Raw genomic sequence first — 24,607 nt, forward strand, 5'->3', positions numbered from 1 at the left:
GCCAACATGAGCAGTGTAAGACGTGTCTATGTAGAGAAGAAGCCGGCTTTTGCAGTACAGGCAAAGGAGCTTTCCCATGAGATCAGCACGTATTTGGGCATTAAGGACGTAGCAGGAGTCCGCGTTTTGATTCGTTATGACGTAGAAAATATTTCCGATGAGGCATTTGAGAAAGCATGTAACTGTGTATTTTCTGAGCCTCCGGTGGATGTATTATATCAGGAAACATTTGAGAAGAAGGAAGGGGACAGGGTATTTTCCGTAGAGTTCCTTCCGGGACAGTTTGACCAGAGAGCAGATTCCGCGGTACAGTGCATACAGTTCTTAAAGGCAGATGAGGAACCTATCATCCGCTCTGCAACCACCTATGTGATCGAGGGAAATATTTCTGACGAGGAGTTTGAGGCTGTTAAGGAACACTGTATCAACCCTGTGGATTCCAGAGAGGCAGATGCGGCGAAGCCGGAGACACTGGTCGCAAACTTTGATGACCCTGCTGATGTGAAGATTTTTGAAGGATTCCGGGAGATGCCTGAGGCGGAGCTGAAGGAACTGTATTCCTCCCTGAATCTGGCTATGACCTTTAAGGATTTCCAGCACATCCAGAACTATTTTATAAATGAAGAAAAGCGTGACCCGTCCATGACAGAGATCCGCGTACTGGATACTTACTGGTCAGATCACTGCCGCCATACCACTTTCTCTACAGAGCTGAAAAATGTGGTATTTGGCGAGGGCGATTACAAAGAGCCGATTGTAAAAACGTATGAAAAATATCTGGCTGACCGTCAGGTGATCTACAAAGACAGGGATGACAAGTTTGTATGCCTTATGGACCTGGCTTTGATGGCAATGAAAAAATTAAAGGCAGAAGGAAAGCTTGAGGACCAGGAAGAGTCTGACGAGATCAATGCCTGCAGTATTGTTGTCCCTGTTGATGTGGACGGCAGGGAAGAGGAATGGCTGATCAACTTTAAAAATGAGACACATAACCATCCCACAGAGATCGAGCCTTTCGGCGGTGCTGCTACCTGCCTTGGCGGTGCTATCCGTGACCCGCTGTCAGGACGTACCTATGTATATCAGGCAATGCGAGTGACCGGCGCGGCTGATCCGACAGTGTCTGTAAAAGATACCATGAAGGGAAAACTGCCGCAGAAGAAGCTGGTCAGAAGTGCGGCTCATGGCTATTCCTCCTATGGAAATCAGATTGGCCTGGCTACAGGATATGTAAAAGAAGTGTATCATCCCAACTATGTGGCAAAACGTATGGAGATCGGTGCCGTGTTAGGTGCTGCTCCCAGACGCGCGGTTATCCGTGAGAACTCTGACCCCAATGATATCATTATCCTTCTGGGCGGTCGTACCGGACGTGATGGATGCGGTGGTGCTACAGGTTCCTCAAAAGTGCACACAGAAGAATCTATTGAGACTTGCGGTGCTGAGGTACAGAAAGGTAATGCCCCTACGGAGAGAAAGATCCAGAGACTTTTCAGAAGAGAGGAAGTCAGCAGGATCATTAAAAAATGTAACGACTTCGGTGCTGGCGGTGTCTCTGTTGCCATCGGCGAGCTGGCAGCAGGACTGCAGATCGATCTGGACAAGGTGCCGAAAAAATATGCCGGTCTGGATGGAACAGAGATCGCGATCTCTGAATCCCAGGAGCGTATGGCAGTTGTGGTAGATCCAAAAGATGTTGAGCAGTTCCTGGATTACGCAAAAGAGGAGAACCTGGAGGCGATTCCGGTAGCGGTGGTAACGGAAAGTCCGCGTCTTGTAATGAACTGGAGAGGAAACACGATCGTTGATCTGTCCAGAGCATTCCTGGATACCAACGGTGCTCATCAGGAGACAGATGTATATGTAGACGTTCCCAACAGAGAAGGAAATGTTCTGGACCGGGCAGAGGAATCCGTTGACGTGAAAAAACGCTGGATGGATACTCTCTCTGACTTAAATACCTGTTCCCAGAAAGGCCTTGTGGAAATGTTCGACAGCTCCATCGGAGCAGGCAGCGTATTGATGCCTTATGGCGGAAAATACCAGCTCACAGAGACACAGGCTATGGTAGCCAAGGTTCCTGTTTTAAATGGTAAAACAGAGACAGTCACTATGATGAGCTATGGATTTGATCCGTATCTGTCAAGCTGGAGTCCATACCACGGTGCTGTCTACGCAGTGACGGAATCTGTTGCCAGAATCGTTGCGGCAGGCGGCGACCACAGCAAGATCCGTTTTACATTCCAGGAATATTTCCGCAGAATGACAGAAGATCCCCACCGCTGGAGCCAGCCTTTTGCTGCCCTGTTGGGTGCCTATGCCGCACAGATGGGATTCGGTCTTCCCTCTATCGGCGGTAAGGATTCCATGTCCGGTACCTTCAATGAAATTGATGTGCCGCCTACACTGGTATCCTTTGCTGTGGATGTTGCAAAAGAAAAAGACATTATCACACCGGAACTGAAAACACCGGGGGACAAGCTGGTATGGCTGCGCGCTCCCAAAGCAGAATACGATCTTCCGGACTTCGAGGCTTTGAAAGAACAGTACAGCAAGCTGCATGAGGACATTCAGGCAGGCAGAGTTGTGGCTGCATATGCACTCGACCGCAGCGGTATCGCGTCAGCAGTGAGCAAAATGGCATTCGGAAACCAGATGGGTGTTAAGATCGAGCATAATGTAGATGAGAGAGATCTGTTCAGCGCAGGATTCGGTGATATTATCTGTGAAGTGAAGGCAGACAAAGTAGGTGAGCTGGCTGTCACATATACGGTTATCGGTGAAGTGACAGACAAGGCAGCAATCGAATATAAAGATATGAGTATCTCCATGGCAGAGGCCCTGGAAACCTGGAAGGCACCTCTTGAGAAGGTATTCAAGACACGTTCCGGTTCCGAGACAGATGACATTACAAAGGATGAGGACAGAGGTCTGTACAAAGCAGACAGCATTCATATCTGCGCGCATAAGATTGCACAGCCAACTGTATTTATTCCGGTATTCCCGGGAACCAACTGTGAATATGACAGCAGAAAAGCTTTTGAGAGAGCCGGCGCAAATGTTATTACAAAAGTATTCAAGAACCTGGATGCAGCGGATATCCGTGATTCTGTTGAAGCCTTTGAAAAATCCATTGACCAGGCACAGATCATAATGTTCCCGGGCGGATTCTCAGCAGGTGATGAACCGGACGGCTCCGCAAAATTCTTCGCAACCGCGTTCCAGAATGCAAAGATCAAAGACGCGGTTATGAGACTGGTCAACGAAAGAGACGGCCTTGCTCTTGGTATCTGCAACGGATTCCAGGCACTGGTTAAGCTGGGACTCGTACCAAACGGAGAGATCACAGGACAGACAGCCGATTCCCCGACTCTGACATACAACACGATTGGACGCCACATATCCAAAATGGTTTACACAAAAGTGGTCTCCAACAAATCCCCATGGCTGCAGAAAGCTGTACTGGGCAATGTCTACGCAAATCCTGCATCTCACGGTGAGGGACGCTTTGTGGCAAATGAAGAGTGGATCCGGAAGCTCTTTGCAAACGGTCAGGTAGCTACTCAGTATTGTGACCTGGACGGCAATGTGACTATGGATGAAGAGTGGAATGTAAACGGTTCTTACGCTTCTATTGAGGGTATCACCAGCCCTGACGGACGTATTTTGGGCAAGATGGCTCACAGTGAGCGCCGTGACTGCGGTGTGGCCATGAATATTTATGGTGAGCAGGATATTCAGATTTTTGAATCCGGTGTGGAATATTTTAAATAAATGATTCGGTAATGGCAGCCGTTCAGCGCAGCAGATGCGCAGACCTGCGCAATAGTAACCGGTAATATATTTTATATAACAAAAAAACCGCGTGGTTAGGAGAGAAAACGGGCAAAAGTTGATAGTCAGGCAGCCAGATTTTCACGGATTTTTTCAACGCAGATTTAGCGGAACGCATGACAGCCGCCTTATGACACCCCTGCATTTTGGCAATCTCCGAGTAAGAGTAACCGTAGGCAAAATGCAGGATAAATCTCTCACGTTGCTGCGGTGGAATATCTTGCAGAACGGCCTGTATTTCCCGCAGCTGTTCTATGCGTTCATAGGTCTGCTCCAAAGGTTCCGTCGTCAGTTCATGCAACGCGAAAAAAAGCGATGATCTCTTTCGGCGTCTGTTTTGCATGAGTATCATAGAACTGTTTTGGTTCGCCGCAGGCATAAGGACAGCTTGCGGCAGCCTGACAAGGTGGCGTAGGGCCAGGGCCGCTGTGATTAAAACGGATTCCCCGGGAGCCAGATGAATTACTTTGATGGCTTTTACCATAATAGAACATCTCCGATTTTTGTATTAGAGGGTTTATCCCTCTTATCTATGGGAGATTAGAGAACCTGTAAATTAAAGGGGAACGATACAATTTTCAAAAAATAAATAGAAAAAGGCAAGGGCAGTATCGCGTGGATACTGCCCTTGCTCAGACTGTAGACAAAACGGTTCGCGATGTCATGTCCGCGAACCGTTTTGTCTACAGTCTGAAAAGCGCGTGCCTTCGGACACGCGCTTTTAGTGCTAGATTTAGATTAAATACCTTTTTAGTAAGCGGGTCAATTCTATATCATCGATCGGTTTTGCTATATGGGCATTCATACCGCACTCCAGGCAATGCTGTATGTCGTCAGAAAAAGCATCTGCGCTCATAGCTATAATTGGAACAGATAGGGCGTTAGGATGATTCAGTCCACGGATAGCTTTTGTGGCCTCATACCCTGTCATATGCGGCATCCGTATGTCCATAAGAATGGCATCGTAATATCCCTCTGGTGATCTTTGGAACTTGTCCAGACAGATCAGGCCATCCTCTGCCCAATCCAGTTCCACCCCTAAATCGGATAGCAATTCTTTAGCAACTTCCCAGTTTAGTTCATTATCCTCAGCAAGCAGAATACGACGTCCGGATAGATCGATATTGGGGTTCAATGTCTGATCATTTTCTGTTTCAGCGTCCATATACTGACGCAAAGCATGATACAGCGTGGATTTAAAAAGGGGTTTGGAAATAAAACCACTAATACCTGCTTCACGAGCCTCCGCTTCAAATTCACTCCAGTCATATGCAGAAATCAGCAAAATCGGCACTTCATCTCCTAAATTACGTCGGATTTCCTTTGCAACCTGAATCCCATTCATGCCTGGCAGTTTCCAGTCTAATAGAATGATTTGATAATCATCTCTTTTTTTATGGTGTTGAATTACCAGATTTATCGCTTTTTCTCCACTTAATGTCCATTCTGCTTTTATTCCGATAGATTTTAGCGTGTCCGTTGCTGTCTCACATAACAATTCGTCATCATCAACCACCAGCATATTCCACGAGGGAAGGACCATATCCATCTCCTCAGCAACCGCTTTTTCAAAATCAAAGCTGAGAAAGAACTCGGTGCCTTTATCAAGTTCACTTTTTATATCAATGGTTCCCTCCATCGCGTCCACAATGTACTTAGTAATCGCCATTCCCAAACCAGCACCCTCAGTTTTATGTATTCTGGCTCCATCTGCACGGCTATAGGATTCATATATTTTTTTCAGGAAATCTGGCGACATACCAATTCCGTTATCCTTGACCTTAATATGAATTCGGACATAGTTTTCTCCTTTCGGAGATTTTTTTTCAGAGAGGGATAATTGTATCGAACCGCCCTCCGGTGTATACTTTGTTGCGTTCGATAAAAGGTTTAACAAAACCTGATTCAAGCGTACTCCATCGCACCACACATTTTCGGTTAAGATATTTTCAACATGTATGTCAAAGGTTTGCCTTTTTGTCTTAACCTGTGGCTGCATAATATTAACGATTCCTTCAACAACTTCCTTTAATGAAATTTGTTCTGTTGTTAAAGTTAATTTCCCGCTTTCAATTTTAGACATATCCAAAACATCATTGATCAGCCTTAATAGATGTTTACTTGATAATGTAATTTTTCTAAGGCAGTTCTGTACCTGTTTTCGGTCATCTATGTGAGCTGTGGCAATTGCGGTCATGCCTACGATTGCATTCATGGGCGTACGGATATCGTGGCTCATATTTGCTAAAAATTCGCTTTTGGCTTTGTTCGCTTCAAGAGCCGACTGCCGGGCCTTCTCCAATTCATGCACCTGAGAACGGGTTATGGAGAAATACCGAAGAAAAATCAATGTTAGGATAATCAAAACAGAAGCACAAGACAATAATGTCATGAACATACGCTGGCTGCTCAGATTGTTTATGGAATCGTCCAATATATCATAAGGCATAACCGACACTAAATACCACTCAGAACAGGGTAATGATATACCGTATATTTGCCGTTCCTCACCATTCACTTCAAGTGTTGTGGTAAATTCTTTATGGTTTTTTAGTGCAGCACCAAATTCTTTAACTGAATTTTCTACAGATAACTCCTTGGCCGTAGAATCAAGCTGCTTTTGTAGTTGTTCAAAGAAATGACACAACTCCGTGTTAGAGTTCTGTATTACAAAACTACCGTCTGGCCTGATGATATGATAATACATTAACTGCCCGTCATCCGCTGAGAAAAGGAAGTCGGTAACATATTCCAGAGGGACAGCTGCGATCAGGCCCGTGCTCTTATCGCCATTGTTCATCGGATAAGCAGCGTCAACGCCAAACAATACTACCTCATTTCCAGAAGAATCAACACCTACAGCGACTCGTTGTTCTCCATGCAATAATGCTTCTACAAAAGGTTCTGGATTAAGTGGCTGTATGGATTCTCCATAAATTGTCTGAAACTCTCCCTCGACAGAACAAAGCGCTAAATAGTCAAATCCCCTAACCTGCGCCCTGAAGATGAGTTCCTCATATAGAGTCTCCTTATCCTGATTATCTGCTGAAACAACAGAAACAACGCCGCTGACCTGATCAAAACGCAGTTTAATCACAGTTTCAAAGTGTCTGGACATCTCTTTATTCATTCCAGACATATAAATATTTCCAATTTCATAAACGGCATTTTTACTTTTTCGGTTCATATAGATTCTGAGCAGACTGAAAATAATAATACTAAATATTAATAGTCCAATGAAACTGTATATCAGAAAACGTGTTGTAGAATCCTTGGTTTTACTATTTCTCATTGATGTTATTCCTCCCTGGAATTCTTAAAATCTTTAATAACATTGATGGTTTCATAGTAATCCTTTGATAATTTCGGCATCATATCGACAGCCTTATTCCAATCGTTTTCTTTTAATGCGTTTGTTACCAAACTACTGCTTTCAAACAATCTGGTAAATGAAAGATTTTGACAAATTCCTTTGAGTGTATGAACGGCTCTTAGAGCCTCTTCATAGTCCTTATTCTCCATAGACGCTTCAAACAAATGAAAGCTTTTATCGTCCAGGAATTTATACATAAATTTCTGAACGATTTGCTCACGGCGCAGTCTACCCAGCACTTCATCAAAATCGCCGCCAAATTTTATATAACAATCTTTTAGATTCATAATCACAATTCCTCCTTTTTAAATGCCGTCTGCGCTGCCTACCATCTCGTTCAGAAAACAAATGGTCACCTGATTTTTTTGTTTTTTTGATTGATACATCATATTGTCTGCAACTTTGAACAGTTTTTTTGCGGTTCCGCTTCCATATGCTCCACCTATGCTTACAGACATATGTAGTTCTGGATGTCCGTCAATTATCAGACCATCAACAGAATACCTGATCCTCTCCAGTTTTTTTTCAAATATCTCTTGAGGTATACCGAAAAAGATGATTACAAATTCATCGCCGCCATAACGAATAACTGCATCTGTTTTTCGCACACAGGATAAAACAGTTTGTGCAATGCTCTGCAATACGATATCGCCTACATCGTGGCCATAATTATCATTGATGTACTTAAAATTATCTACATCTATTACAACCATTGCCTGAATATCATCTGCGCCTTGAAAATGCTCGTCATAATAGCGGCGATTGTAAATACTGGTTAAGGAATCAATATATAATAACTGCAGTTGCTGCTGTTTGCGAGACAAGACGGTGTATTTTTCATAGGAAAACAGCCTATCGTAGTCTATTTTATTTCTTATATCCTGAATATTTTTAGTTTCTTGTTCCTGGGAGACATCCATTAGCTCGTTTTCAAGTGTATCTGCAATTTCTTGCAGGCACAGTAAAAGGGTAGGATTAAATGCACCACATTGTCCTTCTAAAATCATTTTCAAAGCTTCTTCATGTGGATAAGCTTTCTTATAGCATCGCTCACTGGTCAAGGCATCGTATACATCGGCCAGCGCAACCGCTTGAGCGGCTATGGGAATTTCGTCTCCCTTTAATCCATCCGGGTAACCATTGCCATCATACCTTTCGTGGTGCCATCGGCAGATCTCAGAAGCCACTTTGACAAGCGGAGCTTCCTGCTGCTCTATGGGCAGGTCTAACAGCATGTTAGCACCGATCACTGAGTGCTTTTTTATCACTTCAAATTCCTCTGCCGTAAGTCGGCTGGGTTTATTTAATATTGCATCTGAAATTGAGATTTTCCCAATATCATGCAGCGCAGAAGCAGTGCTGATCAAAGAAATATCTGCTTTAGACAAAGGATATTGATCTGTCAGCTGAACCAACTGCTTCAGCAAATATTTTGTAATCGTATTAACATGCAGTATATGTAGGCCGCTCTCTCCATTACGAAATTCCACAATATGAGACAGAATTGAGATCATCAACTTATTATTCTTTTCCTGCTCGTGAAATTGTTCTGCAATAATTTTTTCAAGGCGCTGCTGCCTTGCGTATAAAAACATCGTATTAGAAATTCGACGCTGGACAATGGTTGAATCAAAAGGCCGGCTGATATAGTCAAAAGCGCCCAAGTCATAGGCCCTCTTTATATTAGCAGGAGTGTCATCAGCAGAAATCATAATAACAGCGAAGGTGTCATTCCAATGGTATTTGTTTATGCAAGCTAATACTTCAAATCCGTCTATTTCAGGCATCATAATATCCAGAAGCAGAAGGGAGAAATCAGCCCTTTGCTTTGAAAGGAGAGAAATTGCTTCTACACCATTCTCAGCCTCAACCACATCATATCGCTCTTCCAAAATATCTACCAAAAGAGCTCGATTCATTTCTGAATCGTCCACAATTAAAATTTTTTGTTTATCCATGATACTTAACGCTTTCCTAATATTTTCGCATTTTTATTATAAATGTTATCCTTACATACTGGCAATATCCATATTGGTAAGGTGTACAAATAGGTAAGCGCTTTTTATACTGACAAAATAGACTCATCATGATATAATCAGACAGATAGGAGGCGAGTTATGAAACCACAAGAGACAAAATTTGAATTTGTATATAATGAAATTAAGCAGTGTATTTTAGATGGACAGATACCTCATGGAAATGCTTTGCCATCTTCAAGGATGTATTGCGAACAATTCCATGTTAGCAGGTATACGATTAACCGTGTTTTCGATGCATTGAGAGCGGAAGGACTGGTTGATATCCGGCCTCGCCTTGCGCCGATTGTTGTTTCAACAAAAGATACCTGTAATTCATCAAGCACTGTTCTTGAGATTCTAAAACAAAAGGAATGTATTTTACAGGTATATCAAACTTTTGCTCTAATACTGCCTTCACTTTTGGTTTTTTCCTTACAGGGATGTGATGTGGAGGTACTGCCTTACTATAAACAGGCTGTGAAAGCATTGCGTTTAGGATATACTGCTGGTGGATGGCGTCCTCCCTCTAAATTAGGATACGAGATATTAAGAATAGGCGGTAATTCCCTATTCAGCGAACTCTACTCTACGTTTGGCCTTTATAATAAACTTACATTTTTTACAGAAGAGTGTACTTATTTCTCTAAGCATTTTTCACAGGAAGCGGTATCTGTAGCCAATGTCATTCCAGATGTCTTAAAAGGCGATGATCCACACATAAAGTACAACTTGCTCTCAAATATGTATCAGAAACTTACGGAATTCATTGAAAATACCTTAAATTATCTGTCAGAGGCCACCCCAAAATGTCATTCACAAACTGGTTTGAGGTTTTCATGGAACCCCATGCGTGGTCAGGATTATTGTTACTCAAAAATTGTTGATGACTTGAATTTAAAAATCGGTCTTGGAGAGTATTCTGTTGGAATGTTTCTACCATATGAAAAGCAACTGGCCAACCAGTATGAGGTCTCTATATCGACGGTCAGAAAGGCATTATCAGAGCTCGAGCAAAGAGGTTTCGTAAAGACATTAAATGGTAAAGGCACTATAGTGATAGAACCGGATGATACGAAACTTCATCGGTTGGCTCTTAATTCCGGATATGTAGAAAAAGCACTACGTTACCTTCACGCTTTGCAGTTAATGGTACTAATTATTCGTCCTGCCGCTTTAGCTGCAGCTCCACAGTTTACTAAAGAAGAACTGGACGAGTTGGCAGATAGATTTACCTCTTTTGACTCTATTTATTTGTCGGATATTTTGAAAGCCATAATGAGAAATACCACGTTAGAACCTTTATATATTATATTGTCTGAAACCAATCATCTTCTTGAATGGGGACACCATTTTGCTTATTATCCGTCCAAGAAACATACACTTTCACATCTCAACAAGCAAGTCATTCTTGCGCTTCAACAGTTAAGGGAAGGTAATGCAGACGCCTTTGCGGATAGCATAGCAGATTGTTATCGTTACAATTTGAGTCGTATGAAGAAGCATATGGTAGAAAAGTATAAATTTTATCATGTAGCTAATATTCGGGTTCCAGAAAAATATTAGTTAGCAAGCAATGGAAAAGGATATTCTTTTCCGCTTGTTGGGGAGTTCCCCAAGCCCCCGGCCCAACACAGAAGTGTGTGGGCAGAACACCATGCAGAGCATGGTGGCTGCCGCGCCCTGGCGGACGCTTAAAGGTCAAGGACATAGCAAAAGCCGAGAACGGTGTCAAGGGTAAAATGAACGCGCCACGGCGCGCCCCTGACACCATTCCCGGCTTTTGCTTTTAGGTAGACAAGGCGGTAAAACCACAGTGCGGCTCTACCTGTCCTGCTTCTGATTTTTCTCTTTTTCCTGTTCGTAGTCCTGTACCTCTCAATACGCAGAAGTGCGTCTACACTTGCCTTGACTATCTGCAATTCCAGGCTCTCTTTTCGTAAGCGTTTAAATCCTCATAAGCCGTTTTCTTCTTTGCAAGCAAATCAGCATATTCCGCCTGCAAAATTTTGACCGTGGGCAGTTTCTTTGTGCCTAAATCGTTAAAGGCCCGTTTGGCTGATTCATGCAACAGCAGATCCGCTTCATGGGCAGAACGAAACGTCGCCTTTTCCCTGAGGCTGGCCTTGCTGCCGGATAGATAGATGGATCGGTATCATTCAATTCAGTATTATTCTTATCAGTATTGATTGACTTCCTCCCTCCGAATGAAGTTCTTGACATAGATTTTGGTGGGGCGGCCCTGGTCCTGCTTCTGTGAAGTAGATGAACACCCGGTTTTGTTTGTCCAGCCAGTCGTTGCGTACGGAAAGCCCCATACGGTCCAACATCAAGCCATATAGAATTTTCGCGTCGCCAGTTGTCTGTTTGAAACCGGGGGCGGTGAACAACACCTTGGGAATCGGGTAAAAGGTATATTGCTCTGCCTCGGTGCCATAGAAGTATTCCAATGCGCCCGGCTCGGCCATGTTTTCGCCCCCTTTCCTGGGGACGGCTGCCCGAAAAAAGGGACACCGTAAAAACAGTGTCCCTTTTCGTGCATGTTGCCTTAAACCCTTGCCCGTTTAGCCGTCTGCCTTATTATTTTTTAGTTCCCTTAATCGGCACCAGCTAATATGCCACGCGGTTTTTTTCTCTGTTATTTGACCGGACCGAACTCCATTGCCTTTTTTTGCAGATATAAGATCCTGTCAAATTTGGCGGCAGGGGGCACTGTGTCCGCAACGGATAATATGAGGTGGTCCCCTCTTCCAAGGTTCTCGAACTTTTCTTCCACAAACCGTTTGAAAGTCAGGTCATTCATAGAATCCTCCAGCACGGAAATGGAAGGGATGCCGCCCCAGACTGTACAGGTATGGCCGAACATACGCCGTGTGTCCTCCAGAGAAATTTTGGTCATGGGAGCAGGACAGATGGAATCAGCAATGTCAAATCCTGATTTCAGGTAAAGCTCCATAAGCCCTGTATTTTCACCATCCGTGTGGGTGGCCAGGAATTTGCCGCGGGCGTGTGCCCTGTCGGATTGTTCCTTTAAGGCGGGCATGATATATTCTTCAAACATAGACGGCGCAGTAAATGAGGTATCATAATTGGCGCCGGAGAGTATTACCTCAGCGGGACTGTTTAATGCGGCATCGAAGAGCTTGCTGCAAAAAGGCGTGATCTGCTCTATGAATTCGTTCATCTCATCCGGATTGTCATATTGTTCATAATAATAGGTATCAAATGCCATCAGCTCTTTGATCAGGTAATGTCCGGGAGATGCCCACATGGCAGACAATGCCACGGCAACACCCCGTTCTCCGATGAAATCCTGCTGGAAATGAGTATAATTGTCATAGTCAGGAATCACTTCCATGTTGTCAAAAATATATTTCATGGCAGGATAATCATCCTTGGATTTAATGGCGTGTTCTTTTATAACATACAGAGTTATTCCGTTTTTTTTCATGTCCTGGCTATGGACTACAGTGGTGGTAATGTCTCCCTTGGGCGTTTCGTATTTTACTTTGAGAATACCGTCACCGCTGCGCTCATACGTACGTTTTACATTATGGAGCTTTATCCGGTAAGGATATTTTTTTAAGTGGTAGATTCCAAGTCCCACATCCAGATCCCCCTGCTCCGGGTCTGTAAAATCTTTAAAATCAGGAATAATGGCGTGATAGCCAAGCCCCAGATCATCCACCATCTCCCTCAGGGTTGCATGCTGATAAGGCGCAGGAAGAGTACCATTTCCGGCATTTGCATTGTACCAGATATCTAGACGTGGAATGAAAGGCAGAGTATCCGTTGGCTGCCCGTTCAGCGCAGCCAGTATCCGTTCTTTTGGTGTCATAAAATCCTCCTTTACTTTTATCCACTGCGGGGTAGATGGATATTCGTGCTTGATTTTTGTTGAGTATAGCATAAAAAAATAAGGTTTCCCATGGGACAGGAAAACAAAAAAGGCGCAGGAAATTGTGTCGTGAAAACACAAAGACATACCAAAATATTCCAGAAAACTTTTGTCTATGGACAAGATATTTTCGGAATGTTATCATGAAATACAAATGAATTCTGGTAACTATACAGTAGGTCTGCGCATTTAAATTTCGGGCAGCGGCCTGTCTCTTTTGCAGACGGGAATCTTTTTTGAGATTGGAATTGGAAACAGATAGAATGGAGGGATTGGATTGCTGGATAATTTTTTGGCGGAAAAATTTATTAAAAAAGCGGGAGAGTCTACGGAATACAATATCAATATCATGGACGAAAAAGGGGTGATCATAGCCAGCAAAGACGCAGAGCGGATCGGCAATTTTCACGAGGTGGCATATTGGATCATTCATGGTGACGAGGAGATCATTGATGTCCCGGACGGAGGAAAATACCTGGGGGTAAAGCCAGGCGTAATGCTGCCCATCGAGCACAGGGGAAAGAGAACAGGAGCCATAGGTGTGACCGGCGAGCCGGATGAGGTGCGGGATATTGCAAAGGTGATGAAATTTGCCATTGAGACCATGTATGAATTTGAGTCACAGCATGAGATGAACGCAAAGCGAAAGAGCATGAAGGACAGGTTTATTTACGGCATTTTGTCAAATGAGGTTGCTGATGTTGAAAAATTAAGGGAGGATGCAGAGACACTGGGATGGGAGGAATCCTACGTACGGCTGCCGGTCCTTCTTTTTTTGGATGAGATGGCAGATATGCCCACAGTACTGAGAAAGCTGAAGGAGAGCGCATTGTACAGTCATCAGGATATTATATCTGTTGTGCAGGATAAAAATGTGATCATTTTCAAAAGCTTTAAGCCGGATCCCGCCAGTCTCTGCCAGTACAAAGAGATCATTGCGGAATCGGTTGCCTCCTGCAAAAATTACCTGGATATGGCAGGGGCTAAATACCAGTTTCTTGCTGGGACTTTTCAGAACCGCTTTGAAAAATACAGGATCGGTTATCAGCACTGTATCTGGATGAGGGACCGTGTGAAAGGACAGATCGGCTTTTTCTATGAACACGTGAGCGAGTATATAAAATCACTGATCGCTATGGTGGAATACCGGGATATTTACGGGGTTTATGAACGGCTCCTGGATGATAAGGGCAGGGAGAACATACTGGATGTGGTGGAATCCCTGCAGAAAAATAACTATAATTTCAATGCCAGCAGCAAAGAACTTTATATACATAAAAATACGCTGGTATTCCGCTTTAACAAGATAAGGGAACTTCTGGGAGTAAATCCCATGCAGCAGGTGGCAGACCGGGAATTCCTGGAATATCTCCATTATTTTATCAAAAATAACAGGGCGTAGCAGTCTGTAAGATCCGTTGTCCCATTTGTTTCCGGAATCCAGGCAGCACAGTGCGGTAATTATGCTGATAACACAAAAATCAAATATATTTTTATGCTGTGGTGTTATGGTAAAGAAATTAGCGATAATGTACAATAACTTTAAAAGAATTACCTGTAAACTGAGTGAAATCACTGAAAATTTCTGCTTTATGCGGGGTGCAGAAACAGATAATCAGACAAGGGCAGGAACGGGTAACTGAGAGCTAAGAAAATCTAAAAGGATAAGGTAAATCTAAAATGGAGGGAAGCAAATGAAAAGAAAACTGGTTTGTATGTGTTTCAGTATGGCTGTGTTTGGCATGGTGCTGTCAGGCTGCGGGGAAGGAAAAGACGGGAAAGATAACGGGGACAGCGGACAGTCAGAGGTGGATGTGGAATCCTATGATTTCAGTCAGGATAAATCCTTTGACATTACAGCCGGGGGAATTCAGGCGGCAGAGGATACAGTCACTCTGGCAATGCAGAAAATGGCAGATGAGGTAAAAGAAAAATCCGGCGGCACGATCACCATTACCGTGTCCCCGGCGGCGCAGCTTGGGGATGCTACCAGTCAGATGGAGGCAGTATCTCTGGGAACCCAGGAGATGTTCGTGGATGCCGGATCCTGGCTCTCTACATTTGTAGATGACGCGCAGGTAACCTCCATGTTTTTCCTGTTTAAGGATGAAGATCATTACAGAAAATTCCTGGAGAGCGATATCAATGCGAATATGGAGCAGCAGCTCATTGACCAGCAGGGAATCCGTGTGGTGGCCAATAACTGGCTCAGATCTCCCAGATCTATTTCCTGTTCCAAAGAAATTCAGTCACTGGGAGATTTAAAAGGCCTGAAAATGCGTGTGCCGGACATCAAGTCTTATATGGAATCTGCCACTGCGCTTGGACTGGGAACCGCACAGGTAGCCTGGGGGGAGACCTACCTTGCTCTTCAGCAGGGCGTTGTGGACGCATGTGAATCTCCTCTGGATTCCATTTACACCATGAAATTCTATGAACCTACAAAACAGGTCACCCTGACAGAACATATCCGTGACAACGCGGCAGTTTATATGAACGATGCCCTGTATGGAGAGCTTAGCAGTGCGCAGAGAAAAGTGCTGACAGAAGCTGCCAATGATGCAGGAGACTGGTATACGGATGAAGTGAAAAAGGTATCCGAGGAATACAAAAAGACAATGGAATCCGAGGGGACCAATTTCACCACTCCGTCAGAGGAAGCCATACAGGAAATGTCTGATGTGATCGCTGACAAAGCCGCAGAACTGGAGGAAAAAGGCGCCTGGAAAAAGGGACTTTTTGAAGATATAAAAGCGCTTGCTGAGTGATCAACTGAACGCGGATGTGCTGCCGCGGCCATGGGGCTGCGGCAGTCTGATATTTGGGAGGTGGTAAGCTATGAAATTTGTGAAAAAATTTATAAAAATCGGCGGTACGGTCCAGTGGTATATGGGGGTTGTCTGTATGCTGGTGATCATGATCTCTGTGACAGCGGGGGTTATCTGCAGAAAATTTTTCAACAGCCCGTTAAACTGGGTGGAAGAGTTATGTACTTTTCTCTTTATCTACCTGGCCTTTTGCGGGGCCAGCGTGGCGGCTATGAACAAGAAGCATGTGAGTGCGGATTTTCTGACGACAAAGTTATCACCAAAGGCCAATAAGATTTTACTGATATGCCAGAGAGCTTTGATGATTCTGTTGTTGGCGGTCATGTTTTTTGGAGCCATTATCTTACAGCCGAAAATGATGGGGCACTCCAGTACCAACCTGGATCTGCCTAAAAATCTCTATTATATACCCATACTGTTCAGCTCTTTTTATATGGTTTGTGTCTACACAGTGGAATTGATCGAGATGGTAAAGGGCACCTACACAACGGAAACAGGCTGAGAGAGGAGAGAAAAAAATGGGACTAAACATAACGATACTGCTTCTTACATTTTTGATTTTACTTTTTATTGGAATGCCCATAGCCTTTGCATTAGGGCTGCCCGGGCTTGTATATCTTCTGATGCAGGGGGGATCTGTCTCCATTGTCAATCTTCCTCATTCTATGACAACACCCCTGTTTTCCTATGTGCTGATCGCGCTTCCGGCTTTTCTTCTTTCAGGCCGGATGATGAATTCTGCCGGAGTGACAACACGTCTCTTTGACGCGGCCCTTGCCATTGTGGGAAGATTTAAAGGCGGACTCGCCTATGCCAATGTTGTGGCAAGCATGATGTTTGCCTCCATGTCCGGAACGGCAGTGGGAGATACCGGCGGTCTGGGAGCTATTGAGATGAAAATGATGAACAAGGCTGGATATAAGAAATCTTTTTCTGCCGGTATCACAGCCTCATCCAGTGTGATAGGGCCGCTGATCCCTCCCTCTGTCGCCATGGTGGTTCTGGGCGCTTCAGCGGGAATCTCAACAGGTAAATTATTTTTGGGAGGCCTCATACCGGGCATTATCATGGGACTGGCTCTGATGGTCTCCATCTTTGTTCAGTCAAGGACAACTAAAGAGGGGAAAAACTGGCCGGTTGCCAAAATTCCGACAAAAGAAATCCCCATCAAACTGCTGAAAGCAGTTCCGGCACTGATGTCGCCGGTCATCATTATCGGAGGTATCACCACAGGCATATTTACACCCACAGAGGCGGCGATCGTGGCTATCGACTATTCTATTATTCTGGGGATCATCTATAAAGAGCTGACATTCAAAAGCTTTATGAAGGCGCTGAAGGACGCGGTGGAGACATCGGGAACCTTTATGCTGATCATTGCAATTGCAGGATTTTTCACATGGATCATCACCAAAGAAGGGCTTGCCACGGTGTTGCAAAATATGTTGTCTCCGCTGTATTCGGCAGGGCCGGTGTTCGTTCTGCTTGTATTGGCTGTCATACTGGTTATCGTTGGGTGTTTCATGGACACTACAGCCGCCATTTTGCTGATCACGCCTATTTTTATGCCGATCATCAATAATCTGGGATTGGACCAGGTACATTTTGGCGTGATGATGACCGTTGCCCTGATTTCGGGCATTGTCACACCGCCTTTTGGAATATGTCTGTTTGTCATGTCAGATGTGTCAGGACTGCCGGTATCTTCAGTGACGAAAGAGTGCGCCAAATATCTTCCGGCCATGTTCCTTGTCCTACTGCTGATCATATTCTGTCCGGCTTTGTCCACATGGCTGCCGAATCTGTTTTATTCCTGATATTTATTTTTCATGACGTTTATTTTAAATGCGTCTGCTGTCTGGTATCCAACATGGTATCAGGCAGCATTTTTTTGCACAGCATAAGTCCGGCAGATATCCCCGTGAGGGGATGCTCTTGCCAGAGCTTATGCAGTAATGATATACTCAAGACAGTATTTTGATTACAGGAATCTAAATCAGTATTGGGGGATAAAAACAATGATATTATCAGGAAAAGAAATCAGGAAACACATGGGCAGGGAAATTATAATTGAACCCTTTGATGAAAAAAGGATCAATCCCAACAGCTATAATCTTTCACTGGCAGATGAGCTTCTGGTGTACGATACACCGGTTCTGGATATGAAGAAACCCAATCCGGTTAAAAAGCTGACCATTCCCGAGGACGGGCTGGTTCTGGAGCCGAACAAGTTGTATCTTGGCAGAACGCAGGAATATACCAGGACAGATTATTATGTGCCTATGCTGGAAGGCCGTTCTTCTACAGGCAGGCTGGGGCTTTTCATCCATGTGAGTGCGGGATTTGGGGATATCGGCTTTGCGGGACATTGGACTTTGGAGATATTCTGCATCCATCCGGTGAAGATATACCCCAATGTGGAGGTGTGTCAGATCTATTACCATGACATTGACGGCGAATATGACCTCTATAAGAGCGACAAATATCAGAATAACACAGGGGTTGAGGCCAGCAAAATGTATCAGGATTTTGAAAAATAACAGGATTTAAGGAGAAGGATATGATAGAAAAAGCGATTAAGGATCAGGTTGGGAAATATTTTGATAAGGCCAGGATGCTTGCGGATCATCTGACAGAACACCCCGAGATCAGCGGGGAGGAAAAGGAGTCCTGTGAGTATATCACAAGGTTTCTAAAAGAAATGGGATATGAGATAACATCGCCGTATGCGGGGATGCCCCACTCTTTTCTGGCTGTAGACAAGGCAAAAAAGGATTTTACGGGACCAAAAGCAGCATTTTTGTGTGAGTATGACGCTCTGCCTGAGGTGGGACACGCATGTGGGCACTCTTATAGCTGTGCCATCAGCATACTGGGAGCACTTGCTCTGCGGGAGGCATATCCCGACCTGCCGATGCGGATCGATCTCATAGGCACGCCGGGGGAGGAGTTTGTAGGCGGAAAATGTTATATGACCGGGAACGGAGGCTTTGACGGCTACGAGTATGCGGCCATGGTACATCTGAACAATGAGAATGTCACTTATTTTCAGGTACTGGCATCCAATGACAGATATTTTACATTCCACGGAAAAGCCGCCCATGCCTCCGCCTGTCCAGAGGAGGGCCTGAACGCGCTGAACGCTGCCCGCCTCTTTATGGAGGCCATGGATATGTGGCGCCAGCACATTACAAAGGACTGTCAGTTCCACGGCATTGTGGCAAAAGGGGGAGCAGCTCCCAATATTGTTCCGGATGAGGTGTGTCTGGATTATTATTACCGGGCTGCCACTGTGGAGAATTTGTGGAAACTCAACAAGATATCCGAAACCTGTGCAGAGGGAGCAGCTATGGCTGCTGGAACTACGGTGGAATGGTGCCAGCGGTATCCTGATTACGGGGAAATCTTCTGGAACGATCATATGGATGGCATAATGCGGGAACTGTTTCTGGATACGGGAAGAAAGACAGTGAGATCCAAGGGGCCGGGCGGCTCCACGGACCTGGGCAATGTGAATATGAAAATACCGGTCTTTCATCCCATGATAGACATTACAGGGGGAAAGAAAGAGATTGTGATCCACGACAGGGAATTTGAGCGGCTTCTGCATACAGAGGCGGCAGGAACGGTATTAAGAGATGGGGCGGAAATCATTGCGGGTCTGGGCTATAAGCTGGCGGCAGAGCCGAAAGTGATGGCACGGATAAAAGAGGACCATAAAAAATACAGGAAATTGTAAAAACAGCATTTTATATCTGGTGATTTTTTTCTTTTCTGTAATAAGATGGCTGATTATTATAGATTGATGCGGATTTATTTAAGATATTTTTCTGAACGGCCCTGATATAATAAAGGACAGTAACAGGTATGAGCAAATGTATATCAGGGAGGAAAAAGAATGAAAAAGAAAATTGCGGCATCTGTAGTGATCGTATCTATGGTAATGTCTCTTTGTGCGGGTTGTTCAGGCAAAGACGAGCCGTCTGCGGCGAAAGATAAGGGAAAAGAAGAAATCGTGTATTGGAATATCGGAACAGAAAATCCGGATAAAGACATACTCAAATATGCTGTGGATAAGTTCAATGAGAAAACAGACAGCGGATATCATGTCACCAGTGAGGCAATCCAGAATGATACATACAAAGAAAAACTTGTGATCTCCATGAGCGCGGATGAATGTCCCGATGTATATGTCACCTGGGTGGGCGGCCCTATGAAGGAATACATTGAGGCAGGCTACGCACAGCCGATCCAGGATCTTATGGACGCAAGTCCTGTAAAAGACAGGATCATTGACAGCGCCATTGAACAGTCCAGTTATAACGGAGAATTATATGCTTTTCCGTTTATGCAGCTGACCATCAGCGGTGTATTTTATAACAAAGAGATATTTGAACAATACAACCTGGAGGTTCCCCAGACCGTTTCCCAGCTTGAGCAGGTATGTGACACTCTGGTTGAAAATGGAATCACCCCATTCGCGCTGGCGAATGCGTCAAAATGGACAGGTTCCATGTATTTTATGAGCCTGGCAACGAGAAAAGGCGGTCTGGAGCCTATTCAGAAGGCAGTTGACGGAAGCGGTACTTTTGAGGATGAAAGTTTTGAGTACGCGGGAGAAAAGATTCAGGAATGGGTTAAAAAGGGATATTTTCCGGAGGGTGTGAACAGTCTCAGCGAGGATGACGGGCAGGCAAAGCAATTGCTCTATCAGGAGTCAGCAGCTATGTTTCTGGGTGGTTCCTGGAATACGGGAACATTCAAGAGTGATAATGAGGAATTTTATAAGAAAATAGGATGGTTTTCCTTCCCGGCTGTGGATGGTTCTGATGCGGATGCCTCCATACAGATCGGCACCAGCGGTTATTTTGTGTCATTTAATTGTGAAGACGAAAAGTTAAAAGCTGCCTTTGAAATGTGTGAATATTATTATGATGATGAGATAATTGAGAAGATGGTGGAAGAAAACAAAATACCGCCGGTTAAGAATGCAGGGGAACTTATCAAGGATCCTGTGGTAAAACAAATTCTGGAAGCAGCCAACAAAGCAAGTAATATGCAGATTTTCTATGACCAGTATATGCCGCCCACAGTGGCAGAGGTGCACAAGGATACCTGTCAGCAAATCTTCGGTCTGGCTGTTACACCACAGGAGGCAAATGCCACACTGCAGGAGGCTATGCAGACATATCTGAAGGAAAATAAAGAAGAGTAAAAGAGAATAAGAAGAAAAGGGCATGGGGAATCTCATGCCTTTTTCGGCGTAAACACGTACAGATGAGGAAGAAAATGAGAAGAATGATAAAAAAATACATGTCGTATAATTTTGATAAGAAAATAAAAATCTTCATATCACTGGCTATTACAGTTACCACGTTGTGCGTACTGGGGATATCCACTTTTTCTTCTATAAAAATCGTTACGGAAAAATCAGGTTCTTTGGCGGAGATACAGATGGAAACCCTGGCAAATGATTATCAGATGAGTCTTTCCGGATATTATGATATGGCAAAAGGACTTATGATGGATGAACAGGTAAAATCATTTCTCAAGCAGAAAGACAGGACAGCGCCGGAGCTTCTGGAACAGGTCAGACAGACCATCCACAATAATATGAACGTACAGTCCAATATTAATTTCATGGCGATCATAAATGTGAGGACACAGGAGTACGCATATAAAGGAAAGACATCACTGGAATACGCCGGATTAGAAAGAAAGATCCGGGAAGACTATCAGGCAGGCACGCTGGCAAAAAAAGGAGATGTGATCCTGAGCTACGCAGACCGGTACAATGGCAGGGAAGAGTATTCCATGACTTTATATTCCCCCCTTTACGATGTAAACCATGTAAAAAATCTATTGGGTATGGTTTGCATCAACATCAGGGGAAATCTTCTGGAGCGTATGGCAGATACCGATCACGCGCAGATGCCTCTGGAAATCATGATGGTTCACAGCAGCGGCGAAATCTTCTCCGCCGGTGATAAATCTCTGCTGGGCACGGGATTTGCCTTTATGGAGGAGCTTCAGGGAGAAAAAGGGGAGTTTAAAAAAGACAAGTCTCTGTTTGTGTACCGGAAAATGGGCATATGGAATTATTATCTTGTGGGGAGGATCCCTTATAAAGCCTTATACAACGACAGTCTCAAAACAGTGGCTCTTTTGTGTGTATGTATTGTACTGATGGTCATAGCCGGCATAGCGGCAGGCAGCCGTCTGGTCCGCTATTCCTATAGAGTAGTGGAAAAGGTGGTGAACGGTATGAGACGTGTTTCTGAAGGGGATTTGGAACATAGGATAACCCTTGACAATACAGGCGAGGATTTTAAGCAGATGGAGCAGGGCTTCAACTATATGATGGACCAGATGACAGAGCTTGTGGACCGGGTAAAGTTTGAGCAGCACCAGGCTGAGCAAATTCGCTTTAATGCCCTTCAGGATCAGATAAAACCGCATTTTTTGTATAATACACTGGAATGTATCCACTGGCAGGCTACATCCAGGGGGGATGAACAGGTTTCTACTATGGTAAAAGCCTTAGCCAACTATTACAGGCTCTGTCTCAGCAAAGGCAGGGATATCATACCTCTGAAACAGGAAATTGCTCATATTGAGAGTTATCTGACGATCCAGAATTTGAGATATGGTTCGATAATTGAGAGTGAGTTCAGGATAGCGCCGGAAATGTATTCCCTTCAGATACCAAAACTGACTCTGCAGCCTCTCGTGGAAAATGCCATATATCACGGAATCAGGATAGAAGATGAGACGAGAGGTAAGTTAGTGATAGGTGCGGAAGTAAAAGGGGAGAGCGCCGTGATCTCTGTCTCAGACAGCGGTATCGGCATGACAGAAGAGGAGATCGACAGGATAAACGCGTCCATATCAGAGTATGATGAGAACTTTGGATATGGCGTCCGCAATGTACATAAGAGAATCGAACTGCTTTTTGGAAAAGGATATGGACTGTATTATAAAATGAATAAAGAGGGAGGGGTTACGGTGGAGATTACTCTTCCTGCGGGAAAGCAAAAAACAGAGGGAGAAGATCATGTATAAAGCAATCGTTGTAGATGATGAGAAGATGATACGTGAAGGGATACGAGATACGATCCGATGGGAGCAGGTTGGAATCGGAGAGGTCTATACAGCGTCCAGCGGCAGGAAGGCATTGGAAATTATTGCCGAAAAACAGCCTGAAATCATGATAACGGATATCAATATGAGACGGATGACAGGGATCGAGCTGATAGAGCAGGTCAGGGAGATCCTGCCGGAAATGAAGGTGCTGGTGCTTACCGGATACGATGACTTTGAGTATGCCAGAACATGTCTCAGACTGAAGGTCCAAGAGTTCCTTTTAAAACCCGTAGACGAGAAGACCCTTGAAAAGGAAATCCGTAAACTGACAGAACAACTGGAAGGAGAGAAGCGAAAACAGAAGGAGCAGGAAGCAGTCCTGCGCACTGCCGGAAGCCGTCAGCAGGAAATCCTGGAGAACATCATGAGAGGCCTGATCTATGACCAGAATGCAAAAGATCTGGTATCCGCAGCCGGAGCCTATGGCATTGAGAGCGGCAAGACCATGCAGTTGGTGATCCTCATATGTGAAATACAGGATGAGGAAAAAGACGGTATTGCCGAAGGACTTTTAAATATGACGATCCGCAATATCTGTATGGGACTTCTCGACGCGCATCAGGAAGGAATCACGTTTTTCGACAGGCAGGACAGGGCACTTCTTTTGCTGTTCGGAGATAACAGCAATATGGAGGCCGTGGAAAAAACGGAGGAGATCGTCAATGTACTGCGGGAAGAACTGGACATTCGTGTGAAGGCTGTCCTGGGGAGTGTTGTAACAGAGCCGGAGGAGCTTTGTATTTCCTACAACAGTGCGCAATATCTCATAGAGTCATCCATGCCGCTCCAGCAGGTCACCCAGACAGTCAAAGCAAAAAACAGACGCCGGCTTTTCATGGATACTTTTACAGAGTTAAAAAACAAGATGCTTGTTGAATTGGGAAATGTGGAAGAGGCAGCCCGGATCATGGATATCTTTGAAATTGCTTCGGATTCTTATAATGTGTCTGACTCGGTAGTGCGCAGATGCTGTTTTGAATTGGTATCCACCCTGTATTTTGCAGTTGTCAGTAATTGCGGGGAGGAGAAGAAGGGAAATCTGGATTCTTTTTCTTATATGATCCTCCATAGCCAGAGAAAAGAGATTTTTTCTTATACAAAAGATTATATTGAAAAATTATTCTATCAGGAGGAGGGCGGCCACCAGATTGTGAGAAAAGTGGAAACCTACATCAAGAACCATCTGGAGGAAGAGCTGTCAGTGGGTGGTTTAGCTGCGCAGGTATATCTTTCACCCAATTATTTTTCAAAGCTCTTTAAAAAATTTACAGGGAAAGGATGTAATGAGTATATAGTGTTCTGCCGCATGGAGAAAGCAAAACAGCTCTTGGAGAGCACAGATCTGAAAGCGGGGGAAATTGGGCAGGCTGTGGGATACCATGAAATCAATTATTTCTCTCTGGCATTTAAAAAACAGACGGGCCTGTCGCCTATAAAATACAGAGAGAAATCCAGGGCGGTTTAGAGAGACTGCGTTTACCGTCCTATGCTGGAGCTTCAGGCAAAGAGCCAGGAG

Annotated in this window: 17 protein-coding genes and 1 pseudogene; 11 read left to right on the forward strand and 7 right to left on the reverse strand. The window is 44.4% G+C overall.

All coding sequences use genetic code 11. The features are described 5' to 3' along the window. Positions 1–6: 6 nt before the first annotated feature. A complete protein-coding gene (locus BLCOC_RS08265) occupies positions 7–3,774 on the forward strand; it encodes a phosphoribosylformylglycinamidine synthase (protein ID WP_115624981.1) in 3,768 nt (1,255 codons plus the stop codon). 22 nt (positions 3,775–3,796) lie between these two features. Here BLCOC_RS08265 and BLCOC_RS08270 read toward each other — a convergent pair whose 3' ends face one another. The 4 genes from BLCOC_RS08270 to BLCOC_RS08285 all read right to left on the reverse strand — a co-directional run bounded on the left by BLCOC_RS08270 (position 3,797) and on the right by BLCOC_RS08285 (position 9,165). Beyond that, positions 3,797–4,318, reverse strand: a complete 522-nt coding sequence (locus tag BLCOC_RS08270) for an RNA polymerase sigma factor (protein WP_242999064.1) — start codon at positions 4,316–4,318, stop codon at positions 3,797–3,799. A gap of 249 nt (positions 4,319–4,567) precedes the next feature. Beyond that, positions 4,568–7,126: a hybrid sensor histidine kinase/response regulator gene (locus BLCOC_RS08275; protein WP_115624982.1), complete on the reverse strand. Its 2,559-nt coding sequence runs from the start codon at positions 7,124–7,126 to the stop codon at positions 4,568–4,570. A 5-nt stretch (positions 7,127–7,131) separates the two neighbouring features. Further along, a complete protein-coding gene (locus tag BLCOC_RS08280; RefSeq protein WP_018593618.1) occupies positions 7,132–7,494 on the reverse strand; it encodes an Hpt domain-containing protein in 363 nt (120 codons plus the stop codon). A gap of 18 nt (positions 7,495–7,512) precedes the next feature. Continuing rightward, positions 7,513–9,165 (reverse strand): diguanylate cyclase, encoded by a 1,653-nt coding sequence (locus tag BLCOC_RS08285; protein ID WP_115624983.1) that lies wholly within the window; start codon positions 9,163–9,165, stop codon positions 7,513–7,515. Between the two features lie 159 nt (positions 9,166–9,324). Here BLCOC_RS08285 and BLCOC_RS08290 point away from each other — a divergent pair, with 159 nt between their 5' ends. After that, complete coding sequence (locus BLCOC_RS08290) at positions 9,325–10,788, forward strand: GntR family transcriptional regulator (protein ID WP_115624984.1); 1,464 nt, start codon at positions 9,325–9,327, stop codon at positions 10,786–10,788. 128 nt (positions 10,789–10,916) lie between these two features. Here the strand turns inward: BLCOC_RS08290 and BLCOC_RS08295 are convergent, their stop codons facing one another. From BLCOC_RS08295 to BLCOC_RS08305, 3 genes and pseudogenes are all read right to left on the reverse strand, one after another. After that, positions 10,917–11,144: a hypothetical protein gene (locus BLCOC_RS08295; RefSeq protein ID WP_115624985.1), complete on the reverse strand. Its 228-nt coding sequence runs from the start codon at positions 11,142–11,144 to the stop codon at positions 10,917–10,919. A gap of 333 nt (positions 11,145–11,477) precedes the next feature. Further along, positions 11,478–11,690 (reverse strand): annotated as a pseudogene (locus BLCOC_RS08300) (replication initiator protein A); the annotation flags it as partial. A 170-nt stretch (positions 11,691–11,860) separates the two neighbouring features. Further along, positions 11,861–13,060, reverse strand: a complete 1,200-nt coding sequence (locus tag BLCOC_RS08305; protein ID WP_115624986.1) for a uroporphyrinogen decarboxylase family protein — start codon at positions 13,058–13,060, stop codon at positions 11,861–11,863. Between the two features lie 337 nt (positions 13,061–13,397). Here BLCOC_RS08305 and BLCOC_RS08310 point away from each other — a divergent pair, with 337 nt between their 5' ends. The 9 genes from BLCOC_RS08310 to BLCOC_RS08350 all read left to right on the forward strand — a co-directional run bounded on the left by BLCOC_RS08310 (position 13,398) and on the right by BLCOC_RS08350 (position 24,556). Next, positions 13,398–14,522 carry a CdaR family transcriptional regulator gene (locus BLCOC_RS08310; RefSeq protein WP_115624987.1) on the forward strand — a complete coding sequence of 375 codons (1,125 nt, stop codon included), beginning with the start codon at positions 13,398–13,400 and terminating at the stop codon, positions 14,520–14,522. A gap of 292 nt (positions 14,523–14,814) precedes the next feature. Then, positions 14,815–15,888 carry a TRAP transporter substrate-binding protein gene (locus BLCOC_RS08315; protein ID WP_115624989.1) on the forward strand — a complete coding sequence of 358 codons (1,074 nt, stop codon included), beginning with the start codon at positions 14,815–14,817 and terminating at the stop codon, positions 15,886–15,888. A 70-nt stretch (positions 15,889–15,958) separates the two neighbouring features. Further along, a complete protein-coding gene (locus BLCOC_RS08320) occupies positions 15,959–16,450 on the forward strand; it encodes a TRAP transporter small permease (protein ID WP_018593607.1) in 492 nt (163 codons plus the stop codon). Between the two features lie 16 nt (positions 16,451–16,466). Further along, positions 16,467–17,765 (forward strand): TRAP transporter large permease, encoded by a 1,299-nt coding sequence (locus BLCOC_RS08325; RefSeq protein ID WP_115624990.1) that lies wholly within the window; start codon positions 16,467–16,469, stop codon positions 17,763–17,765. 201 nt (positions 17,766–17,966) lie between these two features. Next, on the forward strand, positions 17,967–18,488 hold the full coding sequence (gene dcd / locus BLCOC_RS08330) for a dCTP deaminase (protein WP_115624991.1): 522 nt from the start codon (positions 17,967–17,969) through the stop codon (positions 18,486–18,488). A gap of 20 nt (positions 18,489–18,508) precedes the next feature. Continuing rightward, positions 18,509–19,687, forward strand: a complete 1,179-nt coding sequence (locus BLCOC_RS08335) for a M20/M25/M40 family metallo-hydrolase (RefSeq protein WP_115624992.1) — start codon at positions 18,509–18,511, stop codon at positions 19,685–19,687. Between the two features lie 159 nt (positions 19,688–19,846). Next, complete coding sequence (locus tag BLCOC_RS08340) at positions 19,847–21,163, forward strand: extracellular solute-binding protein (protein ID WP_018593603.1); 1,317 nt, start codon at positions 19,847–19,849, stop codon at positions 21,161–21,163. Positions 21,164–21,237: 74 nt separating this feature from the next. Next, a complete protein-coding gene (locus BLCOC_RS08345; protein ID WP_165907208.1) occupies positions 21,238–23,010 on the forward strand; it encodes a sensor histidine kinase in 1,773 nt (590 codons plus the stop codon). After that, on the forward strand, positions 23,003–24,556 hold the full coding sequence (locus tag BLCOC_RS08350; RefSeq protein WP_115624994.1) for a response regulator: 1,554 nt from the start codon (positions 23,003–23,005) through the stop codon (positions 24,554–24,556). Before BLCOC_RS08345 ends, BLCOC_RS08350 begins: the two co-directional genes overlap by 8 nt. Positions 24,557–24,607 lie beyond the last annotated feature (51 nt).

The sequence above is a fragment of the Blautia coccoides genome, from assembly GCF_034355335.1.
GTDB classification, from domain to species: Bacteria; Bacillota; Clostridia; order Lachnospirales; family Lachnospiraceae; genus Blautia; species Blautia producta.

Bases quoted from the DNA above. Each gene is read 5' to 3' on its own strand.
- BLCOC_RS08275 (WP_115624982.1), bottom strand. From the start codon at position 7,126: ATGAGAAATAGTAAAACCAAGGATTCTACAACACGTTTTCTGATATAC.
- BLCOC_RS08265 (WP_115624981.1), top strand. From the start codon at position 7: ATGAGCAGTGTAAGACGTGTCTATGTAGAGAAGAAGCCGGCTTTTGCA.
- dcd (WP_115624991.1), top strand. From the start codon at position 17,967: ATGATATTATCAGGAAAAGAAATCAGGAAACACATGGGCAGGGAAATT.
- BLCOC_RS08350 (WP_115624994.1), top strand. From the start codon at position 23,003: ATGTATAAAGCAATCGTTGTAGATGATGAGAAGATGATACGTGAAGGG.
- BLCOC_RS08345 (WP_165907208.1), top strand. From the start codon at position 21,238: ATGAGAAGAATGATAAAAAAATACATGTCGTATAATTTTGATAAGAAA.
- BLCOC_RS08270 (WP_242999064.1), bottom strand. From the start codon at position 4,318: ATGGTAAAAGCCATCAAAGTAATTCATCTGGCTCCCGGGGAATCCGTT.
- BLCOC_RS08290 (WP_115624984.1), top strand. From the start codon at position 9,325: ATGAAACCACAAGAGACAAAATTTGAATTTGTATATAATGAAATTAAG.
- BLCOC_RS08340 (WP_018593603.1), top strand. From the start codon at position 19,847: ATGAAAAAGAAAATTGCGGCATCTGTAGTGATCGTATCTATGGTAATG.
- BLCOC_RS08305 (WP_115624986.1), bottom strand. From the start codon at position 13,060: ATGACACCAAAAGAACGGATACTGGCTGCGCTGAACGGGCAGCCAACG.
- BLCOC_RS08285 (WP_115624983.1), bottom strand. From the start codon at position 9,165: ATGGATAAACAAAAAATTTTAATTGTGGACGATTCAGAAATGAATCGA.
- BLCOC_RS08335 (WP_115624992.1), top strand. From the start codon at position 18,509: ATGATAGAAAAAGCGATTAAGGATCAGGTTGGGAAATATTTTGATAAG.
- BLCOC_RS08320 (WP_018593607.1), top strand. From the start codon at position 15,959: ATGAAATTTGTGAAAAAATTTATAAAAATCGGCGGTACGGTCCAGTGG.
- BLCOC_RS08315 (WP_115624989.1), top strand. From the start codon at position 14,815: ATGAAAAGAAAACTGGTTTGTATGTGTTTCAGTATGGCTGTGTTTGGC.
- BLCOC_RS08280 (WP_018593618.1), bottom strand. From the start codon at position 7,494: ATGAATCTAAAAGATTGTTATATAAAATTTGGCGGCGATTTTGATGAA.
- BLCOC_RS08325 (WP_115624990.1), top strand. From the start codon at position 16,467: ATGGGACTAAACATAACGATACTGCTTCTTACATTTTTGATTTTACTT.